We start from the raw sequence: 19,608 nt of genomic DNA, 5'->3' as shown, positions 1-19,608 counted from the left end.
CTCATAACGCTTAACTTCTAACCGTTTTCATTACGGCAACTTCCACGCCGTGCGCATCTTCTGGTACTCGCTCTGGGGCAGGAGCACGTAGTAGGGGTACTTGTCCGTCTTGATCCAGCGGATCATCGATTCCAAATTCTCCAGGGCCATCGTCGTGCAACCGGCGCTGGGCCTCGTGGGGCCGCGGCGGACATGGAAGAAGATGGCGCTGCCGTATCCCGGTGAGGCGGGATTGGTGTTGTGGCGGATTTCCAGGAGCCACTTGTAGGCGTCGTCGCCCAAGCGCATGCGCTGGCTCTCAAACCACGGGGGCACATTCTGGGGATCTACCCGCACGTGTTGATTGTAGTGGGGGAGGCGAGGGTCATCCACCCATGCGTCCCATGGGCCCACTTGCAGGTAGGGCCAGGAGGCTCCCTTCGGTGGGGTGGCTGCGGCTCCATGGAGGCGCCCCAGCTCAAAGACTCCAGCAGGAGCTTTGCCATCCTTTTCCACCTTCCAGGAAATTTCCGGATTACTAGGCTGGAATACTCCACGCCCCCATGCCAGTCCGTGCCGACCCAAATTGACCGGCCACGCATTTTTGAAGACGGGGCGCCAAGGACTCTCTGCGGAAGGGCGTTCCCAGCACTGGAGCGTGGCTGTCGCGCTTTCCCAGCTGGGGGCCACGGCCACGATGACCTGCCGGGCAGAGTTGGGAATTTGAGAATATGCTCGTCCGGGAGATAAAAAATTCGCGATCGCCAACAAAAGGGCAGCACATGTAAGTACGGAGTGGTTACAATGAGGGGTCATCGACGGAAAATCTTTGGTTTAGGGGCTGCGTTTTAGAGATTTTTCTTTGCACAGAGAGGGTAACTAGGTATTTTTGCACAAAGCGATCCCGTTGGATCATTGTCCTCTAGGTTTTGGGGGTTTTTTTTCCTAGAGTCAACCCAGCGGGATCGCTTTTTTATGCCTAAATGAGATTTTCTTGAGTTTCATGAGGGGTGGGAGAGGCGAACATGCCTTAATACGCAGCCACTTTCGGAATGGACGGCGTGAGGTTGTAACAAATGCAGGAGGCAAGAATGCTCCAGTTGCGACGTACTTTTGCCTCCTCATTCAAGCGATTTCCGCGTTCTTCCCATGATGGCTATTCAGCTGCCTGCTCTGGTGTCCGTCCTATTGGTGGCATCCTCCACTGCCTTACCCGCAGCAGGTGATGCCCCTGTCCGGCGCATCAGCTTCAACCGGGATATCCGGCCCATCCTTTCCGACAACTGCTTCGCGTGCCACGGCTTTGATGCCAAGCACAGGAAGGCTGGACTGCGGCTGGATGTGGTGGAAGGGGCCCGGCTGCCCAATGATGAGGGTCAAGTGGCGGTGAAGCCGGGCGATCTGGCATCCAGTGAGGCGTGGCAACGCATCATCACGACCGATGCAGATGAGTTGATGCCGCCGCCGGAATCCCACAAGACTCTCAAGCCGGAGCAGCGGGAATTGATCCGCCGTTGGATTGAGGAAGGTGGCGAGTATGAGATCCACTGGTCGTTTATCGCGCCCAGTTTGCCCCGGGTGCCTGGTTTGTTGCAGGCAGAGAGTTCCGGACCAGGAGGCGCAGTGGATGCGTTCGTCAGATCCCGACTCGAATCTGAGGGCATCAAGCCGTCTCCAGAGACGGATCGTGCAACGCTGATCCGCCGCGTGACTTTTGATCTCACCGGTCTGCCGCCGACTCCGTCAGAAGTGGACGCCTACTTGCGAGATACTTCGCCGCAGGCCTATGAACGAGTGGTGGACCGCCTCCTGAACGGCTCTGCCTATGGCGAGCAGATGGCGCGTTACTGGCTGGATCTGGCCCGCTATGCGGATACCCATGGGCTGCATCTGGACAACGAGAGATCCATGTGGCCCTATCGGGACTGGGTGGTGCGCGCCTTCAATGAGAACCTGCCCTTTGACCAGTTCACGGAATGGCAACTCGGTGGAGATCTGGTTCCCCAGGCGACGAGGGACCAGGAGATCGCCTCCGGGTTCAATCGGTGCAACGTCACCACCAGTGAGGGGGGCAGCATCAACGAGGAGTTCGTCTTCCGCTATGCGGTGGACCGAGCCTCCACCGCTGTGGAAGTGTGGATGGGGCTGACAGCTGGCTGTGCCGTCTGCCACGATCACAAGTTCGATCCTATTTCGCAGAAGGAGTTCTATTCCCTCTATGCCTTCTTCAACAGCGCTGCGGACCCTGCGATGGATGGCAATATCCTGCTCACCCCGCCGGTGCTGAAGCTGAGCAGTGCGGAGCAAGCCCGCCAGTTGAAGGAGTACGATGAGAAGCTCGCCTCCTTGAGCGCACGCACGACGTCGATGCTGGCGCAGATGCCGTACACGGATCCTGCCACCGTTCATCCCCGTCCCCCGGTTCAGGAATCGGAGACCGTATGGGTGGAGGATGATTTCCCTGCTGGCGTCACGGCCCAGCATGCAGGGCAGCACCCCCTCCAGTGGATTGCTGATGCTGCGGGCAAGATCTTCAGTGGCAAGAGAGTCCTCATGCGGAAGGACACCGGTCTGGCGCAGGATTTCTTTTCCGGCTTGAAGGAGCCGTTTGTCGTCCCTGCAGGCGGGCGGGTCTTTGTTCACGTGTACCTCGAACCCGGCGACCTGCCGAAGGCGGTGATGTTGCAGCTGCACGTGGATGGCTGGTCGCACCGGGCCGTATGGGGTGACATTGATGCGATTCCGTTTGGAGAGGTGAATACAGAGCAGCGCAAGAGCATGGGGCCGCTGCCGAAAGCGGGCGAATGGGTGCGCCTGGAAGTGCCCATGGAGGCGCTCAAACTCAAGGCGGGGACGAAGGTGACGGGGCTGGCCTTCACACAACAAGGCGGCACCGTGTACTGGGACAAGGCAGGCGTGAAGAGCAGGGTGGACCCAGTGACGGCAGAGGAAGAGTCCGAGTCCGCCTGGCTGACGAAATGGCAGGGCAAGCGCCATCCTGAGGCTCCAGATGACGTTCGCGACATTCTGCGGACCAAGAAGGCAGAGGAGCGCACAGAGGCGCAGAAACAGCGGCTGCACGCCTACTGGCTGGAGAAGGTGAGTCGGGCGGGGCGGGCTCTGGTGGCGGAACTCCAGGCGGAACGCGCCCCCATGGAGCAGGCCCGGAAGCAATTGGACGAGGCCATTCCGGCCACGCTGATGATGAAGGACATGCCTACCCCGCGGGACAGCTTTGTGATGAAACGCGGTCAGTACGATCAGCCCGGTGAAAAGGTGCAGCGCGGCACGCCAGCCATTTTACCGCCTCTGCCTTTGAAGAAGGAAGTGGGCAATGCGGTGTCGGAGTACAACCGCCTTGATCTTGCCCGCTGGCTGATGCGCCCCGAGCACCCACTCACGGCGAGGGTGGCTGCGAACCGGCTCTGGCAGCAGTTCTTTGGCACCGGTCTGGTGAAGACGAGCGCGGACTTCGGTTCCCAAGGCGAACCGCCCAGCCACCCTGAACTGCTGGACTGGCTGGCCGTCACCTATCGCGAAAGTGGTTGGGACACGAAGGCTTTTGTCCGCCTGCTGGTAACCTCCCAGACCTATCGCCAGAGCAGCCGCGTGACGCCAGAGTTGCTGGCCCGGGATCCTGAGAACCGCCTGCTGGCTCGGGGGCCGCGCTTCCGTCTGGACGCGGAGCAGCTTCGTGACAACGCTCTGTATGTCAGTGGGCTCCTCGATCCCACGATGGGTGGCAAGGGGGTAAAGCCCTATCAACCGGAGAACATCTGGGAGCCGGTGGGCTTTGGCGGCAGCAACACCCGCAATTACAAGCAGGATACAGGCAGCGCACTCTACCGCCGCACGCTCTACACTTTTCTGAAGCGCACCGCGCCTCCTCCCAGCATGACCACGTTCGATGCGCCGAACCGCGAACAGAGCTGCACCCGGCGGGAGCGGAGCAATACGCCTCTGCAAGCACTGCAACTCATGAATGATGTGCAGCACTTTGAGGCCGCGCGCCACTTCGGCCAGCGGATGATCAAGGAAGGCGGCCTCGCCGGTTGGGAACGCCTCGCCTGGGGCTGGAAGGTGGCCACTTCCCGGCTCCCCACCGACGACGAGATGAAGGTGGTGCAGGATGCACTCAATCTGCACCTGGAGCGGTATCGCTCCAGCCCGGACGCGGCGAAACTGGTGGTCAACGCTGGCGAATCGAAGCCGGACCCCGCCCTGGACCCTGGCGAGCTGGCTGCCTATACCATGGTGGCGAATCTCCTGCTGAACCTGGATGAGACCGTGACCCGGAACTGACGCCCATAGATTGACTCCATGAACCCGTTTGTTGACTATCACGAGCAGACCACCCGGCGTCGTTTCTTTCAAGGCACCGGCCTGCGTCTGGGGGCGTTGGGCCTGAGCTACCTGCTGGGAGACCGCTTGATGCTGGGGGCGACTGGCGGTGGAACTGCGGCGCAGGTGCACCCAGCGCAGCCAGGGTTTCCGCACTTTGCGCCCAAGGCCAAGCGGCTGATCTACCTGCACATGAACGGGGCGCCGTCGCAGATCGACCTGTTCGACTACAAGCCGGGCCTGCGGGAGTATTTTGACAAAGATCTTCCGGACAGCGTGCGCAACGGACAGCGCATCACGGGCATGACCAGCGGCCAGTCGCGGCTGCCGGTGGCGCCGAGCATCTTCCAGTTCAACCAGTGTGGTCAGAGCGGCACGTGGATGAGTGACCTGGTGCCGCACATGCAGACGGTGGTGGATGACCTGACCATGATCCGGACGGTCCACACCTCCGCGATCAACCATGATCCTGCCTGCACCTTTGTCATGACGGGCAGCGAGGTGCCGGGCAAGCCCAGCCTGGGTTCGTGGCTCAGCTATGGCCTGGGCAGTGAGAGCAACAACCTGCCGGCGTTCGTCGTCTTCACGCCCACCTTCCCGTCCACCGGCAATGCCCAGGCCCTGTTCACCCGCATGTGGTCCAGCGGCTTTCTTCCCACGAGTCACAACGGCGTGGCACTACGGGGCCAGGGAGATCCCGTGTTGTACATCAAGAACCCGCCCGGCGTGGAGGGGGGCGACCGGCGCACCATGCTCAATGCGCTGAACAAGCTGAATCAACAGAGCTTCGAGCGTTTCGGTGATCCGGAGATTCAGACCCGCATCTCACAATACGAGATGGCGTTCCGCATGCAGACGAGCGTGCCGGAACTCACAGACCTGAGCACGGAGAGCAAAGCCACGCTGGATCTCTACGGCCCGGACGTGCAACGCATGGGTTCCTTTGCCTCCAGCGCCCTCCTGGCCCGTCGTCTGGTGGAGCGTGGCACCCGAGTGGTGCAGATTCTGCATCGTGGCTGGGATCAGCACAGTGGGCTGCCCAAGAATATCAAGGAACAGTGCCTGGATGTGGACCAGGCTTGTGCTGGATTGATCAAGGACTTGAAGCAGCGTGGGTTGCTGAACGATACGCTCGTCGTGTGGGGCGGGGAGTTTGGACGGACGGTCTATTCGCAAGGCACCCTCACCAAGGACAACTACGGTCGAGACCACCATCCGCGGAACTTCTGCATGTGGATGGCCGGTGGCGGCGTGAAGGCCGGGACGACCTATGGGGAGACGGATGACTTCAGCTACAACATCCTGAAGGACCCTGTGCACATCAATGACCTCAACGCCACCATTCTGCACCAGATGGGGGTGGATCACTCCAAGTTCAGCTTCAAGTTCCAGGGGCTGGATCAGAGGCTGACCGGCGTGGAAGAAGCGAGGGTGGTGAAGGGCGTGCTGGGTTGACTGTCAGGGCGGGGGCTTTTGAGACAGGATTGACAAGATTTTTAGAAGATTAACAAGATGGGGAATTGAGGATGAGTCGGGCTGGATGAGGGCGATAGGTTCTTGGAAAATACCAGGCTTGGAGCAACTGTGCTGCGATTGCCCTTTTGCTGGGGCTCGGTGCTTTTGCTTTTCGTCCCGGAGGGACGGTGGAGCGTAGCCGGTGGTGGAGGCCTGTCATCAGGCCGGGAACCACCGGTCAAATGATGAGAAAGGTTTCCGTCCCGGAGGGACGGTGGATCGGAGCGTCTCCTTCGGTTATGCCGCCTTCAGGTTCATAAGGTCATGGAAGAGCTGCGTCTTATCTTGGGGAAGGATCATCTCAATGTAGGAGTCCAGATAGTCTTGTGGTGCAGACATGGACTGCACCTGACGGAGCAATTCTTCCATCTGGGAATGTCGGTCAGCGGCATCGTCCGCCAAGTCTGCCCAGATGAAGAGGATCATCACAAGGGCGTTGGCCACTTCCGTTTCCAGGTTGTGGGAAACAAGCAGATCACGAAGAGGTGTCATCCAGGGCTTGCGGCGGCGACGGGCCAGCCGATGGAAGTATCCAAAACGTCCACCGACATTTGCAAGCAATTGCTGTTTGCGATCGGTTGACCGCGCAACCTCTGGAAATGATGCTGCCGGAGCCAAATCCAATCCGTCGTACGCGGTGTGGGGTGATCGAAGTGCCACCTTTCCGAGGGAAGAGCGCTTCTTGATTCCGAAAGCTGCTGGTGACAGCGCTGCTGCCGCAGCCATCGGAAGTGAATCAAACATAGCCCCGCCAACCGCCACAGACGGTTGATACACTTCACGCGTGGCTACAGAGACCTTCTCTTGCTCATCCCAGGCGATGAAGGAGGTGCCTTCGCAGACGAGGTTGTGGGAGATGGCCAGTTGGATGGCGGCTGGTTTGCGATGGGAGGCCAGGAGATCCTGACATCGGCGTTGAGTCCAGATCAGACGAGGCAGAGCATTGCCGGGTTCGAGGTTCAATGAGAACGTCTGGCTCCAGGGGATGCCTCCCGGCTGGAGGGCGTGCAGGGTGATGTGGCTCGCAGTAGAGCGGCACCTCACAGCCAGCAGCGTGACCTCGCTGGCGTATAGGTCAGTGATTTTCTCGGGCAGATCTCCTTCCTCCATCCCGGCCTCCGCCTGCTCCAGGTGAATTTTGGTGAGCACGGGACGTCGCAGGGTGAGGGCGAGCCGCTTCACGGCTGCCGGAATGTCGTCCTTGGGCGTCATCAACGTACAGCGTCCCCCAGATTGACGGGCGAGAGCCTTCAGGAAAGCATCGTTCACGGCATCATCGATGCCAAAGCAATGGACTGACAGGGGTGCAGCGTCTGGCTGCTGCATACGATGCAGGTTCTCCGGCTCGTTGCCGACTTGGCCGTCGGTGATGAGGATGATGCGAGAAGGGCGGGAGGCGTCCGCATGGGTGGCGCGTTTCGCCAGCACGTGTTTGAGTGCAGGTAGCAGTTCAGTGCCGCCGCCTGTACCCAATTTGGCGATGGCTTGAAAGCCTTTGTCGGCCAGCAGTTCGTCGCGTCGCAGGGGACGCTCGGCGAAGTCGCGGAATCCCGTCTCAAAACAGGTAATCCAGATGCGGTCGTTGGCGCCCAGCTCTTTCACGAAGGTGTGGAGAGCTTCGGCACACTTCTGCCACTTGTCCCCCTGCATGCTGCCAGAGCGATCCACCAGGAACCAGAAGTCCTGAGCAAGGTCTTCTTGGACGGCCAGTGCTTCGATCTGTGGAGCCCGCAGTTGCAGGAGCGCATAAACCGAGTTGTCCCGTTCGTGGTCGGTTCCGGAGCGGGGCCCGCCCGTCCAGGCACGGCCCATGGCCGAGCTGCCAGTGGTAGTTTCCTCCCATCGTACGACAAAGTCGCGGTCGGGGATCTGCTCCTCGCCGGACAGTTCTGCCTCAAGACGTCCATGAAGGCTGCGGAAGACGGCGTGATGGGAGGGGGATGTCAGGGTGCGCACATTCACCTCATCGGCATCAAATTCCCCGTGCAGATACATCGTGGCTGCGTCGGGGTGGTTGCCCCGGATGCGCGGTGGTGAGATCTTTGAAGCGTCGGGAACTTGATCCGTGTCGTCCACGCTGCCCTGGCCTCTGTTACTGCGCAGCAGCGGCTGGCCGGGAATGTAGCGGATCCCGGGGCTGAAGGGGATGCGCAGACTCAGCTGGGGGCCCAGGCGGTCGAGCCACTCCACGTAGGCGAAGCGGATGACGATGCGATCTCCCGGGCTGACGTTGCCCAGTTGCAGGGTGAAGAGGTTGTCGCGAGTCACCTCGACCAAGGCGGTGCGATGTCCCTCCGCTTTTTTGGTGGCTGCAGTCTCGCGGGCTTCGTTTTCCTCCATGACCACGGCGCGAACCACGCGGTCGTTGATGATCATCTCGCAGCGATGCACTGCCGCACTGGCGGGCAGGGGGAAGGTGTAGGTGACATCCAACGGTTCGCGGGAGGTTTGTTCAAACACTTGATCCATCTGCACAGAGACCACCTCCCCGGAGATGCGAAAACGTGTCTCGATATGGATGAGCGGGAGGTGAATGCGGGTTTGAGCGAGCTGCGCAATGAGGCCGAAGAGTGGAGAGGTCATGGCGGGGTGGGGTTGGAACGGATGAAAGCGGAGGTGGAAAGTTTTAGGAAACTTTCCGTGTGGTGAAGAGGTTCAGCGTGGGGCTGGCCTGATGGATTGGTTGGAGGACTATCCTCGTGCGAGGATGTCCAGGATGGCAGCGGTCTGCTCCGGACTGAGGTGAACTCCGGGCTTGCGTGAGATGAGCAGGAAGTCGGATCCCAGCGGCCAGGTTTGCCAGCATTCAGGTTGCGCGGGCAACGGTGCTTGATTCGGAGAAGGAAGCTCGACAGTGCCCTTGGCCGCCGCGTCGATGACAGATTGCAGTTCACCATCGCTTCGACCGAAGAGGAGCGATTGAATGCGGTTGAGTGGAAGGCCTTCCGCCTGCAGCACCCGCACGGCACAAGCCTGCAGGAAATGTCGCTCCCCGTAGCCCGCCCCGCCGCCCGACGCTGGAGCATCGAGAAGATTCACCGTGCGGTAGTAGCGCAGCGTTCGGACAGACAACTCAGTGGCCGCCTGGCCATTGGCAGGGGTAATCCGGTGCTGGGTGCACCAGGCATTCACCGCGTCCGCAAGACTGTCCAAGCTGTAGGCCATTTTCTGAGTACGGATTTACAGTGACAGTGTTAGTGTAAATTGTAAAGAAAGAAATGAACTGCCCAAGAAGCGGAAGAGAGCGCGATGAGCTCACCGGGTGCATGCCTACGACTTCGTGGGGCCGCGGTATGAACAGGACTCTGCAAACATCCAACACCTGGATGAGCAGCCTCTTTGGGACTGCGGCGAGGATCGTTGCGTTAGGGAGTTCTGTGCGCGTGTCAGGTTTGGGGGGATGTAAATCCCGAGCGTGACGGTAATTCCGTGTTTTCTGGCGGAAATCCCACGCCAACGGCGTGATACATAACAGTCCCGCAGTCGCGGGATCAGACCGCGAAGTGGTCGCCACCCCAGGTATAGAGGGGGCGCGGGAACTCCAAGGGAGTTCAACAAACCGTCCAGATCACCTGGATGCGATCGTCCTGCATGCGGTGGCAACCTCAGGGATGCTGTCACGGTTTGTTGAACTCACTTCGGAGTTCTGGTCCACTTGCCCATGTACCCAGGGTGGCGGCTCGTTCCTCGCCTGACCCTGGGCTACTCTGTTTGACGCCTTTGGCGTCAGACCGCTCGCGCGCAACAACGGTAACCCCTTAACCTGACTCGCATGCGCTTCGCGGGATCAAGTGGAGATTGCGAGGGGTGGAAGAAGGCGCTTTCAGCCTTCGGCGTTGAGGCCGCCCAACATAGCTCTCTGCCTGACTCAGATCTTGATCTTCCTCGATTGGCCGGTCGCTGGATCCAGATGGAAGATCTCGCCGTGTTCATTGGTGACGCGCAGGGTGGTGGATTGATCGGATTTGCTTCCCGATAGCGGGTGGATTTCCATCTTGGTGATGAACACCCACTGGACGTCCTTCTCGAGCCCTGGAATCAGGATGACTGTGTACAGTTTCTTTTCCCAGAGCTTCTTTCCGGTGCGGATGTCCGTCGCTGTCACGACGCCCATGGTGTCGGGCTGATTGCGAACCGTGAACTGGACGCCGTTAAGAGTGACCGGCAGGACCTGAGGGGGAGCGGCGCGCTTGGCGTGGAGCGCAGTGGCGCCTGCCATCGCCATAAAGAGAAAGAGACAGAATGCGGTCAGCAGTTGATGGCGAGAGTGGTGCATGCGTGTCAGAGCGAGGATGGTTTCGACAGGGCGTAGTGCAAATTGCTCAGACCGCGATCGAAGCAGGATGAAATTCCTGCAATACCGACAGGTTCGGAAACCTATCATACCAGCGCAGACTGAACCGGCTGGAAGCCGGTGTCACGCGTAAGGCAAAAAAAGGGCGTTGGACGATTCACGGTCCAACGCCTTGACGCACTGACTACTGACGCACTGCCCACTGGCACGCAATATCAACGAAGCGCACCCATCTCCAATCCACCCAGCGCTTACCGCCGCCGCTTGCCTGTCTTCCGGCCGGTCATGATGGCCTTGGCTTTGTCTTCGTTGTCCAAAACCGTGGTGAACTTGTACTTGAAGCCGTCGAGCTTCCGGCGCTCGATCTTTTGATCAATGAGGCGCTCGATGGAGTGGACGTAGGAGATCTCATCTGCGGCAAAGAGGGTAAAGGCATCGCCCTCTTTTTGCGCACGACCGGTACGGCCGATGCGGTGCACATAGTCTTCCGGATTCTCGGGCACCATGTAGTTGATCACATGGGTCACGCCGCTCACGTCGAGGCCACGGGCGGCAAGGTCGGTGGCGACAATGATGTCGAAGGCGCCGTCGCGGAAACCCTGCAGGGCCTTCTCACGATCGCGCTGATTGATGTCGGAGTGCATCACGGCCACCTTGTATTTGCCAGTCTGCTGGATGGCGGCAAAGAGACGGTCGGCATGCACTTTCATGCGGGTGAAGATCATCACGCTGTGGAATTCGGTGCTCTGGAGCAGGGCCAGCAGCAATTCCTCACGTTGATCGCTCGCGACGGGATACATGTAGTGGCTGACCGTTTCCGCAGGGGAGAAACGCAGGCCCACTTCGATGCTCTCAGGCTCACGCAGGGCCCAGTCGGCCAGGCCCTTGATCTGGGGGGGCATGGTGGCGGAGAAGAACAGCGTCTGCCGTGATTTAGGGGTCTCACTCACGATCCGGCGCACATCAGGAAGGAATCCCATGTCGAGCATGCGGTCCACTTCATCCAGAATGAGCACTTCGATATCGGCGAGGTTCACCGTGCCATCGCTCATGAAATCAAGGAGGCGACCGGGAGTAGCCACTACGACGTCCACGCCGCGCTGCAGGCCTTCGCGCTGCTTGCCGTAACCTACGCCGCCGTGCACGAGAAGGGTGCGGAGGCCGGTGTGCCGGTTGAACTTGTCGAACGCTTCCACCACCTGGGCGGCGAGTTCGCGGGTGGGCTCCAGGATCAGGCAGCGAAGTTTGCCAGGAGCGCCGAGGCGGGAGAGAGTGGGCAGACCAAAGGCGGCAGTTTTGCCAGTACCAGTCTGGGAGGCGCCGATGACATCTTTACCGGCGAGAACTACGGGGGCGGTGCGGGCTTGAATTTCAGTGGGCGTTTCGTAGCCCATATCGCGCACCCCGGCGAGAACAGCGGGGGAGAGCCCCAAGATTTCAAAAGCTTCTGGATAAGGACCTTCAGGAACGGGCGGTGCGGGCGGCGGGGGCTCGGCGGCGACGGCTGGGGCGTGGCGGCGGTCGCCAGCTTCGCGTTCCTCGCGTGGAGACCGGTCACGATCGCGTTCGCGACCTCCACGGGCTGGGCGGCGATCCTGGTCGCGGCCAGAACGGGGGCGCTCACGGTCGCGTTCCCCAGTGCGGGGCGGTCTGCCGGCTCCGGCTCCACCACCTTCGCGCTGGCGGTCGCGTTCACGTCCACGGTTGCCATCGCGGTCACGTTCACGCTCCACTTTGGGGCGATGTTCGGCGGCATCCCTGCGGGTGGCGGCCTTCGCGGCGTGCAGCTTCTCCGGGTGCTTTTCGTGATGTTTCGCGCTGTCGTCAGCGGTTTTCTTCTTGCCCAGGCCCGTGAGGCGTTTCAGCCCTGACGTGATTCGTTGAAGCAGGGAGGGTTTGGTCTTGGTCGATTGGCTCACGAGCGATAGATGGGGAAGAACAGGGGGGCACTAGATAGAAGTACCCCTAATCCGATGTCATCCCACTTTTTTACACCTTTTGCAAACGGAGATGTGCCCCGGAGCGGGAATCGCCCCGGGGACGGGTGTTTTTCTAGTGCATTTCCACCGAGCAGGATCCCAGGCCGCCGCGGAAGTAGTTGAACTGGACGTTGGGGTGGTCCGCAAGCAGGGACATGGGCACGGCGGAGTCGGCCAGGCCCTTGGAGATCATGAGAGCGGTGAGACGCTGTCCCAGTGGGTTGTCATGCGTGCCCGCCTGCCAGATGCTGACCTTCTCTGCGAGCCAAGTTTCTTTGGGCCCCACGGTAATGGCGGTCTTGGGCACCATGGTGATATTGCCGCCGCCGCTGGTGCGGGCGTTCTGCGCCAGGGTGATGGGATGCAGTTCCACAATGCGGGTGCCGAGCTTCCGGTATTCCTCGGGAGTAGGGGGCTCGTTCTTGTACTTGCCCGTACGCTTGAGGGGGTCGTTGAAGGCCCAGTGCTTGATGTCGCCCTGACCGCCCTGCATGACGGCGCAGCGCACGCCAGCGTTCCAGCTCTGCACAAACTCTTTCACATCGCCCTTGGGGAAATGGAGGTTGGCATCTGGCATGGCCAGCTTTTTCTGGATGCGGTTGAAAAGCAGCTCACGGTCAGCCTTTTCAAAGGAGAGGGGGTGGGTGATGGGCACCTCTTTCTTGGTCTCCACATCGTACCACTCATCCATGCCCCAAAAGTGGGAAGTCTTCAGGCTAAGGCCCAGTTCATTGACAAGGCGGGCGACGAGCGGGAGTTGCTCGGTAGGCCCGATGGGACCGCAAACGCCCACAGGATTGTCGGCGGTGGACTGCCGCCAGGCGGCGATGTACTCCAGCGCCTCAGCCAGATAAAAATCCTCGAGAGTGTCATACATCACGACCTTGAACCCGGGGCGGGAGAGCTGACGCAGGTCCTTCTCCGAGAGCTTGGCGGCATCGTTGATGAGGCTGCTGTCCAGGGTGGTGTAGTCCCACCAGTCGGGGGCGATGTGGCTGAGTTTGCGAGGCATGAGAGAGAGGGAAAAGGGGTGAGGGAAAAGGGATAAGGGCGAGAGGTTTAGCTGTGCCGCACGCGGCACGTTGAGGCGCTGCGCTGGTTTAGGCGGGCTTCGCCCTAGTTGAGGGGGAGAGAGTTCGGGAGTCTTGAGGCGGTCCTGGGGAGAGTGAAGTTTGGAGTTTGAATTTTGAAGCTTCGACAGCGGAGCGGTCGGCTACTCCTCGAGCCAGCGTTCGTAGGCTTCGTTGATGAGGCAGTCGCCGCCGAGCGCTTCTTTGAGGGGGTCGGTATCGCCGGCGCTGAAGCCGAGGTGGAGGTGGCGACGCCAGCCTTCGGCGTGGGTGAATTTGCCGGAGAGCGTGCCGACCTTTTGCGCGGCCTCGTCCATGGAGATGAGGTAGGAGTCCATGCCCTGGCTCACGTCGAGCCAGTGCTTCTGGCTCACGTGCGCGGCGAGGGCATTGCGCTTGATTTCATGAACCGGGGCCGTGTTCACATAGGCTCCCGCGTGAATGCGTTTGCGCAGCGGATCCCGCAGGCCGTGGGGCATGGCATGGTACACGGTGACGTCATGGAAATAGGCGTCGCGCGGGGGATCGGTGATGAAGTTGGGGATGCCGTGGGTGAAGGCTGCGGTCACGGCCAGGCGGGAGGCGGCCATGTGGTCCTCCATGTAGTCGCTAGGCGCATGGGTGAGCACGATCCGGGGCTGGGCTTCGCGCACGATGGCGGCGACTTTTTTGAGTGCCTCCGGGTTGTAGGTAAGAACCAGGTCGTCGCTGATGGGTGGGTAGAACGAAGATCCGAGGATTCGGGCGGCCTCCTGGGCCTCCTCGAGCCGTTTGCGGGCCGTGGTGGGGCCGTCCATCTGTACGGAGCCGCCATGGCCGTTGCAGAGGTTCACGTAGTGCAGGTCCCACCCCCGGGCCTTGAGCTGGAGCAGGGTGCCGGCGGCGACGAATTCGATGTCATCAGGATGGGCGAAAATGGCGAGGACGGAAGGCATTGGGAGAGGGAAAAGGGAAGAGGGCGAAGGGATATGGAGTTTCAGTGTGGGAGCGAAGGCGGCCGCTTGGAGATAGGGTCTGGGGGCAAGGGGCGCCGTTTGAACTGCACTGGCGAGATCCAGGCGATCACGTCGTCGGGGCTTTCTTTTGATGGGCCCGGTTTGCCAGGAGGGATGAAGGCGTCTTCGAGAAATCCGTCGATGGTATCTGGGATGCGAACCTTGCTGGAACGCTTGGGTGGCGATGAAGTTCTGCCCAGCGGGTTCTTGGCGTAGTAAGTCACTTCCAGGAGGTGCTCTGGATCCAGTCGATGTTTTTCTTTCTCGAGCGGGTGGGTCCCGATTGAATCAACTGCGACCCGAACGGGAGTGGCCACTGGCTTCTCCATGGGAGGCAGCACGGCGTAGAGCTGCCGGCGGTACATGCCGGGCTTGATGCACTCTGCCAGCTCGTCGTAGCCTTTCTGGCGATCCGTCTCTTGAGTGGACCGGCAGGATACCATGGTCACCGCAAAAACTGCCACAGCCAGCGCCTTGATGAGGGGCGTTGGACGGGAGTGTGTCGCCTGGGACAGATCGGTGAAGGTTGGAGGCATTGAGGGGAGAGAGGGAAAAGGGAAGAGATAAGTAGCTATGACCTCCGTTGCAGATCTGAAATGCGAACGACGGCGTCCTGTGGGTTTTCGAGAGAGAGTACCCACCCGCCATCTTCGGGTCTCTTGCCGACTATCAGTAGATCAATGTGGAGATCAGGGGCTGGCTGAGAGCGCTGGTATTGCACCTCGACGAAATACCCGTCCTGCAGTGGGTGGTGTTCCAGAACCTTTGCAAGAAATGGACCCCGAAAGCTGTTGGGGGGTATCAGAGTGAGCGGGGGGCTCGAAGGAGGCAGTGTCGCATAGAGCTCCTTGCGAGAGATTCCTGGGCGGATGCGCTTCAGCGCCTCCCTTGTCTGCGAGATGGAAGGCGTTGCTGCCGGCTGAGGCTTGGACGCGCAGGACACCAAGGTCCCCGCAAAAACTGCCACAGCCAGCGCCTTGATGAAGGGCAGCGTGGACTGTGGCAGTCGGATCATTGCAGGAACGAAGCGGGAAGAGAGCGGGGCTTAGGCCAGCTCGCTGATTTTTACGGGACGACCGCCTTCCGAGGCGGACTTGTCGGCAGCGAAGAGGACTTCGAAGCTCTTGAGGGACTCCCGCAGGCTGGTGAGGGGCATGGCTTCGCCCTTCTCCAGGGAGGCGAAGAAGGTCTCGAACTGCGTCTGGTAGGGGTGATCGCTCACGTCGCCGCTGTCGAGCATCTTCATGTTCAGGTTGCTCCAGCCGGCCTTGTTGGTGTGCAGCTTCATGGAGTGGAAGCGGTTGTCCAGCAGGCTGCCTTCACTGCCGCACAGGTGGGTGTGGAAGTAGTAGGGCTGCAGGCAGTCCACCACGGCGGAGCATTTGCCCACTTTGCCGTCCTTGAAATGGACGAGGGTGACGCTGGTGGTGTTGTACTCGTAGGGGGCGAAGATGTCGCTCTTGGACTTGGTGGAGAGGCTGGTCACGCTTTCCACCTCGCTGCCCATGACCATGAGCAGGGCGTCCAGGGCGTGGCAGCCAGCGGTGAGGAGGGCGCTACCGCCGTTTTCCTTGCCGATGTTCCAGCGGAACTGGCCGTACCAGGGCCCAATGCCGTGGTAGTAGTCCACCTCGCCATAGTGCAGCTCACCCAGCAGCCCCTGATCGAGGATGGCCTTGGTGGACTGGAACTGGCCGGAGAAACGGCACTCGAAACAGACGCAGCCGAGCACATTGTTGGCCTCCGCGGCGGCGATGATGTCGCGGCACTCCTGGATGGACATGCCCAGAGGCTTCTCGATGATGAGGTGCTTCCCGGCGCTGGCGGCGGCCACGGCCTGGTCGCGGTGCTGGGCAGGCATGGAGCAGATGTCCACGACCTGGATGTTGGAGGCGAGGAACTCGTCGAAGTCCGTGTAGGTCTTCACCGGGCAGCCGTGACGGGCGCTAACCTCCGCATTGTCGAGCTTGCGGGAGGAGAAGATGGCGGTGACCTGCGCGTGCGGGGTGGCGTTGATCGCAGCGATGTGAGCGCCTGCCGCCCAGCCATATCCGATGATTCCGACGTTGTATTTCTTCATGTTGTTGCGTTAGAAAGGGCCTTGTGAGTCTGTTCTGTGTGACATCAAACTCATGTCTGCCTTATGAAAAATGGTACGCTTTTTAAGCCAACAATTTGTCAGGCGGGCAAGGGCCTGTTGATCCTGGGAATCATGCTCTCTGGTTGGTGTTTGCAAGGACCGGCGCAGGAGCCCGTGCCGCCCCGCGCGCTGCGTGATTTAAATACCAGTTACTTTCCTTTCACGCCAGTCAAGGATGCGGCTGCCTGGGCGAAACGTCGGACGGAAGTCGAGCACCGGGTGCGGCTGGCGTCCGGGCTATGGCCCATGCCGGAACGTCCACCGCTCAATGCCGTCATTCACGGGCGCATTGAACGGGAAGATTACACGGTGGACAAGGTTTACTTTATGTCTGTTCCCGGTCATTTTGTGACTGGAAACTTGTACCTGCCCAAGAGTCCGCCAGCCCGGATGCCGGTGGTGCTTTGTCCGCATGGACACTGGCCCGACGGACGGTTCATGCGTGCCAATGATGCGACGGTGGCCAAGGAACTGGCGACGGGGGCGGAGCGTTGGGAAAACGGGGCCCGCTCACCCCTGCAGGCCCGTTGTGTGCAACTGGCGCGCATGGGCTGTGCGGTGTTCTTTTACGACATGCTCGGGTATGCGGACAGCGTTCAGTTTCCCGAGCACCGGCATGGACCCCAGGAGGAGGGGTTTGTGAGTGTGGATGCAGAGCAGAATCTGTACGGTTATTTCCCGCTCCAGATCTGGAACGGCGTGCGGGCGCTGGATTTTCTGCTTTCCGTTCCAGGGGCGGATCCCACCCGGGTGGGGTGCACGGGGGCGAGCGGTGGCGGTACGCAGACGATGGTGCTGGCGGGCATTGATCCGCGTATCACCGCAGCCTTCCCGTGTGTGATGGTCTCCACTGCCATGCAGGGCGGCTGCACGTGTGAGAACTCGAACCATTTGCGCATCAACCAGGGGAACATCGACATCGCGGCCCTCACCGCTCCTCGCCCGCTGGGCCTGACGGCGGCCAATGACTGGACGAAGGAGCTGGAGACCAAGGGATTCCCGGATCTGAAAGGACTCTACCAGATGACGGGCAGCCCGGGAAATGTGAGCGCTCTGTTCGCCACGCACTTCCCGCACAACTACAATCACGTGGCGCGCACCGCCATGTACAACTTCTTCAACAAACACTTCAAGCTGGGCCTCGCGGAGCCGGTGCTGGAGCGGGACTACGTCCTCTCCAGCAAAGCGGAGCTCAGCGTGTGGGATGCCCAGCATCCTGCACCCACCGGCGACCAGGTGGGCCAGCCCCATGAGGTGGCGGTGGGCAACTGGTTCAAGGAGCAAACGACGAAGACGCTGACCCCTCTGCTGGCGGCCAAAACGGAAGAGGAACGCACGAAAACTGACGAGGTGGTGGGCGAGGCCTGGCGCATCCTGCTGGGGCGCACCCTGCCCGGCAAGGGGGAAACCTCCTTTGATGTGGGAACCAAGGAGGAGCGGGGAGATCATTTCCTGATCCGCGGTCAGGTCCACTACAAGGACACGGATCACATTGACGTCACTTTCCTCTATCCCAAAACCTGGAACAACAAGGCGCTCCTGTGGCTGAGCGGGAAAGGGCCGGAATCTCTGGTGAGTGCGAGGGGGGATCTGACCGAGGCAGGACGCAAGCTGGTGGCAGAGGGCTATGCCGTGGCGTGCCCGGTGCCGTACCTGGCGGGAGCTTCCCGCAACCCCAACGTGTATGGGAAACGGAAGCTGCAGACTTATGAAGGGTATGCGGGCTATCACTATGGGTACAATCCCAGCCTCTTCGCCGAGCGGGTGCGGGATGCTCTATCGGTGATCGCGATGATCCGCGACCATGACAAGTATCACCCCGACCAGATCCTGGTGGCAGGCTTGGAGGGGGGCGGGCATGTGGCTGCGGCAGCCGTGGCCCAGGCGAAGCCAGTAGTGGCCCAGGGGGTGATTGCCACGGGAGGTTTCCGCTTCGGGCAGCTCAAAGACGTGTGGGACGTGAATTTCATACCCGGTGCGGTGAAATACGGAGATGTTCCGGCGCTGCTCACTCTCTGTGCTCCGGTGAGTTTGAAGGTCCTGGATGAGGCGAAACCCGGTGAGGTGGAGTTTGTCCTGGGGGCGTTGGGGAGGTGACACGGGCGTCCTGCCTGTGAGTGCCACCGGCATCCTACCGGTGGTTCGAGGTATGTGTGGAGGTGTTGGGTGGTTGATCGTCAAACTCTGCCGACTGAAGTCCAATGCTATCAGGGAAACAAGTCGCCACTCATCGTGGGCAGGCTAGATGAGGCCGGGCCTTCAGCCCTTCTGAAGTGGCATTCCTGCGACTCCGGGGCTCACCAACGCAAAATAACAAGACTATCCTTTCCCCTGATGGCATTGGTCCCGCATGCGGGACGGTACTCCCACCAACCTGTCGAACCATCTGAAAACGAGCAACCGCGAAAGCATTGTTTGAGTACCCCCTTCAGTCGGCTCAGTGGTGAAGCGGGTCCATGTTCGACTCGCAACTTGCAAGGTGTCTTGCGAGTTGCCATGCAGGTTGCCCACGGCGATGGCCGGTGTAGGGGGAAGTGTCTTTGCATAAGTAGTTGATTTAGAGTGTGATGCAGGATGCGTGAGGCGGGTGGCCTGCGTTATGCGCAAGGGAGGGATATCCCGGCGTTTTTGCGTCGGGTTGTGAGGCAAAGACCCCTTTCACTCCCAAACCAAATCCAGATGAACCACATGAAAACGTACCTTTTCTCCGCCCTGGCAGCCGCATTGATCCTCCCCAGCTGCGCTTCCTCAGATGTGGCCAGAAACAGCACGCCGGGGCAGCCGATGGCGATTGACCGGGCCGAGCGGAAGATCTACGCCACCCCGACGCCAGTATCGGAGGACCCCACCTCACCGCTTTATCACGTAGAGTCCAATGGCAGCGCCGCCAGTGTCGCGCTGGCAAGCTTCTAGCATCTAGTGGCCAGGCCGGTGTCCGCCGGTTTGGACTCGTGTTTGTGACACCGTCCGGCTAGACTGGTCAAACAATTCACTCATGAAAACGACACTGGTCAGCTCCGCACTGGTTATTTTTGCCACAAGCCTGCTCTCAAGCTGCGCCTCCAGTGATCCCACCTCCTCCGGGCAGCCGGAAGCGGCGCAACGGGAGGAGGCGAGGAAATATGGCACCCCAACGCGACTGTCGTCCGACCTTTCTTCGCCGTTGCATGATCTGGAGTCCAATAAGGGACAGGTCAGCACGAAGATTGCGGAATTTTAGATCGGATGGAGCGCGTTTGTAGACAGGATTGACAAGATTTTTGAAGGATTAACAAGATGGGGTCTCGGGTTGGAG

Annotated in this window: 14 protein-coding genes; 5 read left to right on the top strand and 9 right to left on the bottom strand. The window is 60.4% G+C overall.

Annotated features, from left to right (window positions below):
* Nucleotides 1–30 precede the first annotated feature (30 nt).
* Entirely contained in the window at nucleotides 31–795 is a 765-nt protein-coding gene (locus tag BV034_RS36885) for a L,D-transpeptidase family protein (protein WP_343123299.1), read from the bottom strand.
* Nucleotides 796–1,128: 333 nt separating this feature from the next.
* Between BV034_RS36885 and BV034_RS24900 the strand changes: the two genes are divergently transcribed.
* Nucleotides 1,129–4,281, top strand: a complete 3,153-nt coding sequence (locus BV034_RS24900; protein ID WP_050029677.1) for a PSD1 and planctomycete cytochrome C domain-containing protein — start codon at nucleotides 1,129–1,131, stop codon at nucleotides 4,279–4,281.
* Between the two features lie 18 nt (nucleotides 4,282–4,299).
* Nucleotides 4,300–5,775 (top strand): DUF1501 domain-containing protein, encoded by a 1,476-nt coding sequence (locus tag BV034_RS24895; protein WP_050029676.1) that lies wholly within the window; start codon nucleotides 4,300–4,302, stop codon nucleotides 5,773–5,775.
* 297 nt (nucleotides 5,776–6,072) lie between these two features.
* On the opposite strand, the gene BV034_RS24890 is transcribed toward BV034_RS24895, so the two are convergent.
* From BV034_RS24890 to BV034_RS24850, 8 genes are all read right to left on the bottom strand, one after another.
* Nucleotides 6,073–8,418: a VIT and VWA domain-containing protein gene (locus tag BV034_RS24890; protein ID WP_050029675.1), complete on the bottom strand. Its 2,346-nt coding sequence runs from the start codon at nucleotides 8,416–8,418 to the stop codon at nucleotides 6,073–6,075.
* A 108-nt stretch (nucleotides 8,419–8,526) separates the two neighbouring features.
* Nucleotides 8,527–9,000: a MerR family transcriptional regulator gene (locus BV034_RS24885; protein WP_050029674.1), complete on the bottom strand. Its 474-nt coding sequence runs from the start codon at nucleotides 8,998–9,000 to the stop codon at nucleotides 8,527–8,529.
* Nucleotides 9,001–9,703: 703 nt separating this feature from the next.
* Complete coding sequence (locus BV034_RS24880) at nucleotides 9,704–10,111, bottom strand: hypothetical protein (RefSeq protein ID WP_050029673.1); 408 nt, start codon at nucleotides 10,109–10,111, stop codon at nucleotides 9,704–9,706.
* Nucleotides 10,112–10,380: 269 nt separating this feature from the next.
* Nucleotides 10,381–12,048: a DEAD/DEAH box helicase gene (locus BV034_RS24875; protein ID WP_265593439.1), complete on the bottom strand. Its 1,668-nt coding sequence runs from the start codon at nucleotides 12,046–12,048 to the stop codon at nucleotides 10,381–10,383.
* A gap of 133 nt (nucleotides 12,049–12,181) precedes the next feature.
* Nucleotides 12,182–13,120 (bottom strand): glucosamine-6-phosphate isomerase, encoded by a 939-nt coding sequence (locus tag BV034_RS24870; RefSeq protein ID WP_050029672.1) that lies wholly within the window; start codon nucleotides 13,118–13,120, stop codon nucleotides 12,182–12,184.
* Nucleotides 13,121–13,321: 201 nt separating this feature from the next.
* Nucleotides 13,322–14,113, bottom strand: a complete 792-nt coding sequence (locus BV034_RS24865) for a PIG-L family deacetylase (RefSeq protein WP_050029671.1) — start codon at nucleotides 14,111–14,113, stop codon at nucleotides 13,322–13,324.
* A gap of 41 nt (nucleotides 14,114–14,154) precedes the next feature.
* Entirely contained in the window at nucleotides 14,155–14,709 is a 555-nt protein-coding gene (locus BV034_RS24860) for a hypothetical protein (RefSeq protein WP_050029670.1), read from the bottom strand.
* Nucleotides 14,710–15,218: 509 nt separating this feature from the next.
* A complete protein-coding gene (locus BV034_RS24850) occupies nucleotides 15,219–16,253 on the bottom strand; it encodes a Gfo/Idh/MocA family oxidoreductase (RefSeq protein ID WP_050029668.1) in 1,035 nt (344 codons plus the stop codon).
* A 306-nt stretch (nucleotides 16,254–16,559) separates the two neighbouring features.
* On the opposite strand from BV034_RS24850, the gene BV034_RS24845 reads away from it, so the two are divergent.
* From BV034_RS24845 to BV034_RS24835, 3 genes are all read left to right on the top strand, one after another.
* Entirely contained in the window at nucleotides 16,560–18,410 is a 1,851-nt protein-coding gene (locus tag BV034_RS24845; protein ID WP_265593438.1) for an acetylxylan esterase, read from the top strand.
* A gap of 591 nt (nucleotides 18,411–19,001) precedes the next feature.
* Entirely contained in the window at nucleotides 19,002–19,226 is a 225-nt protein-coding gene (locus BV034_RS24840; RefSeq protein WP_265593437.1) for a hypothetical protein, read from the top strand.
* Nucleotides 19,227–19,308: 82 nt separating this feature from the next.
* Nucleotides 19,309–19,533, top strand: a complete 225-nt coding sequence (locus tag BV034_RS24835; RefSeq protein ID WP_050029665.1) for a hypothetical protein — start codon at nucleotides 19,309–19,311, stop codon at nucleotides 19,531–19,533.
* Nucleotides 19,534–19,608: the final 75 nt, after the last annotated feature.

Origin of the sequence: Verrucomicrobium sp. BvORR034 (genome assembly GCF_000739635.1) — a bacterium.
Classification (GTDB): Bacteria; Verrucomicrobiota; Verrucomicrobiia; order Verrucomicrobiales; family Verrucomicrobiaceae; genus Verrucomicrobium.
This window is presented reverse-complemented; position numbering and strand designations above follow the sequence as displayed.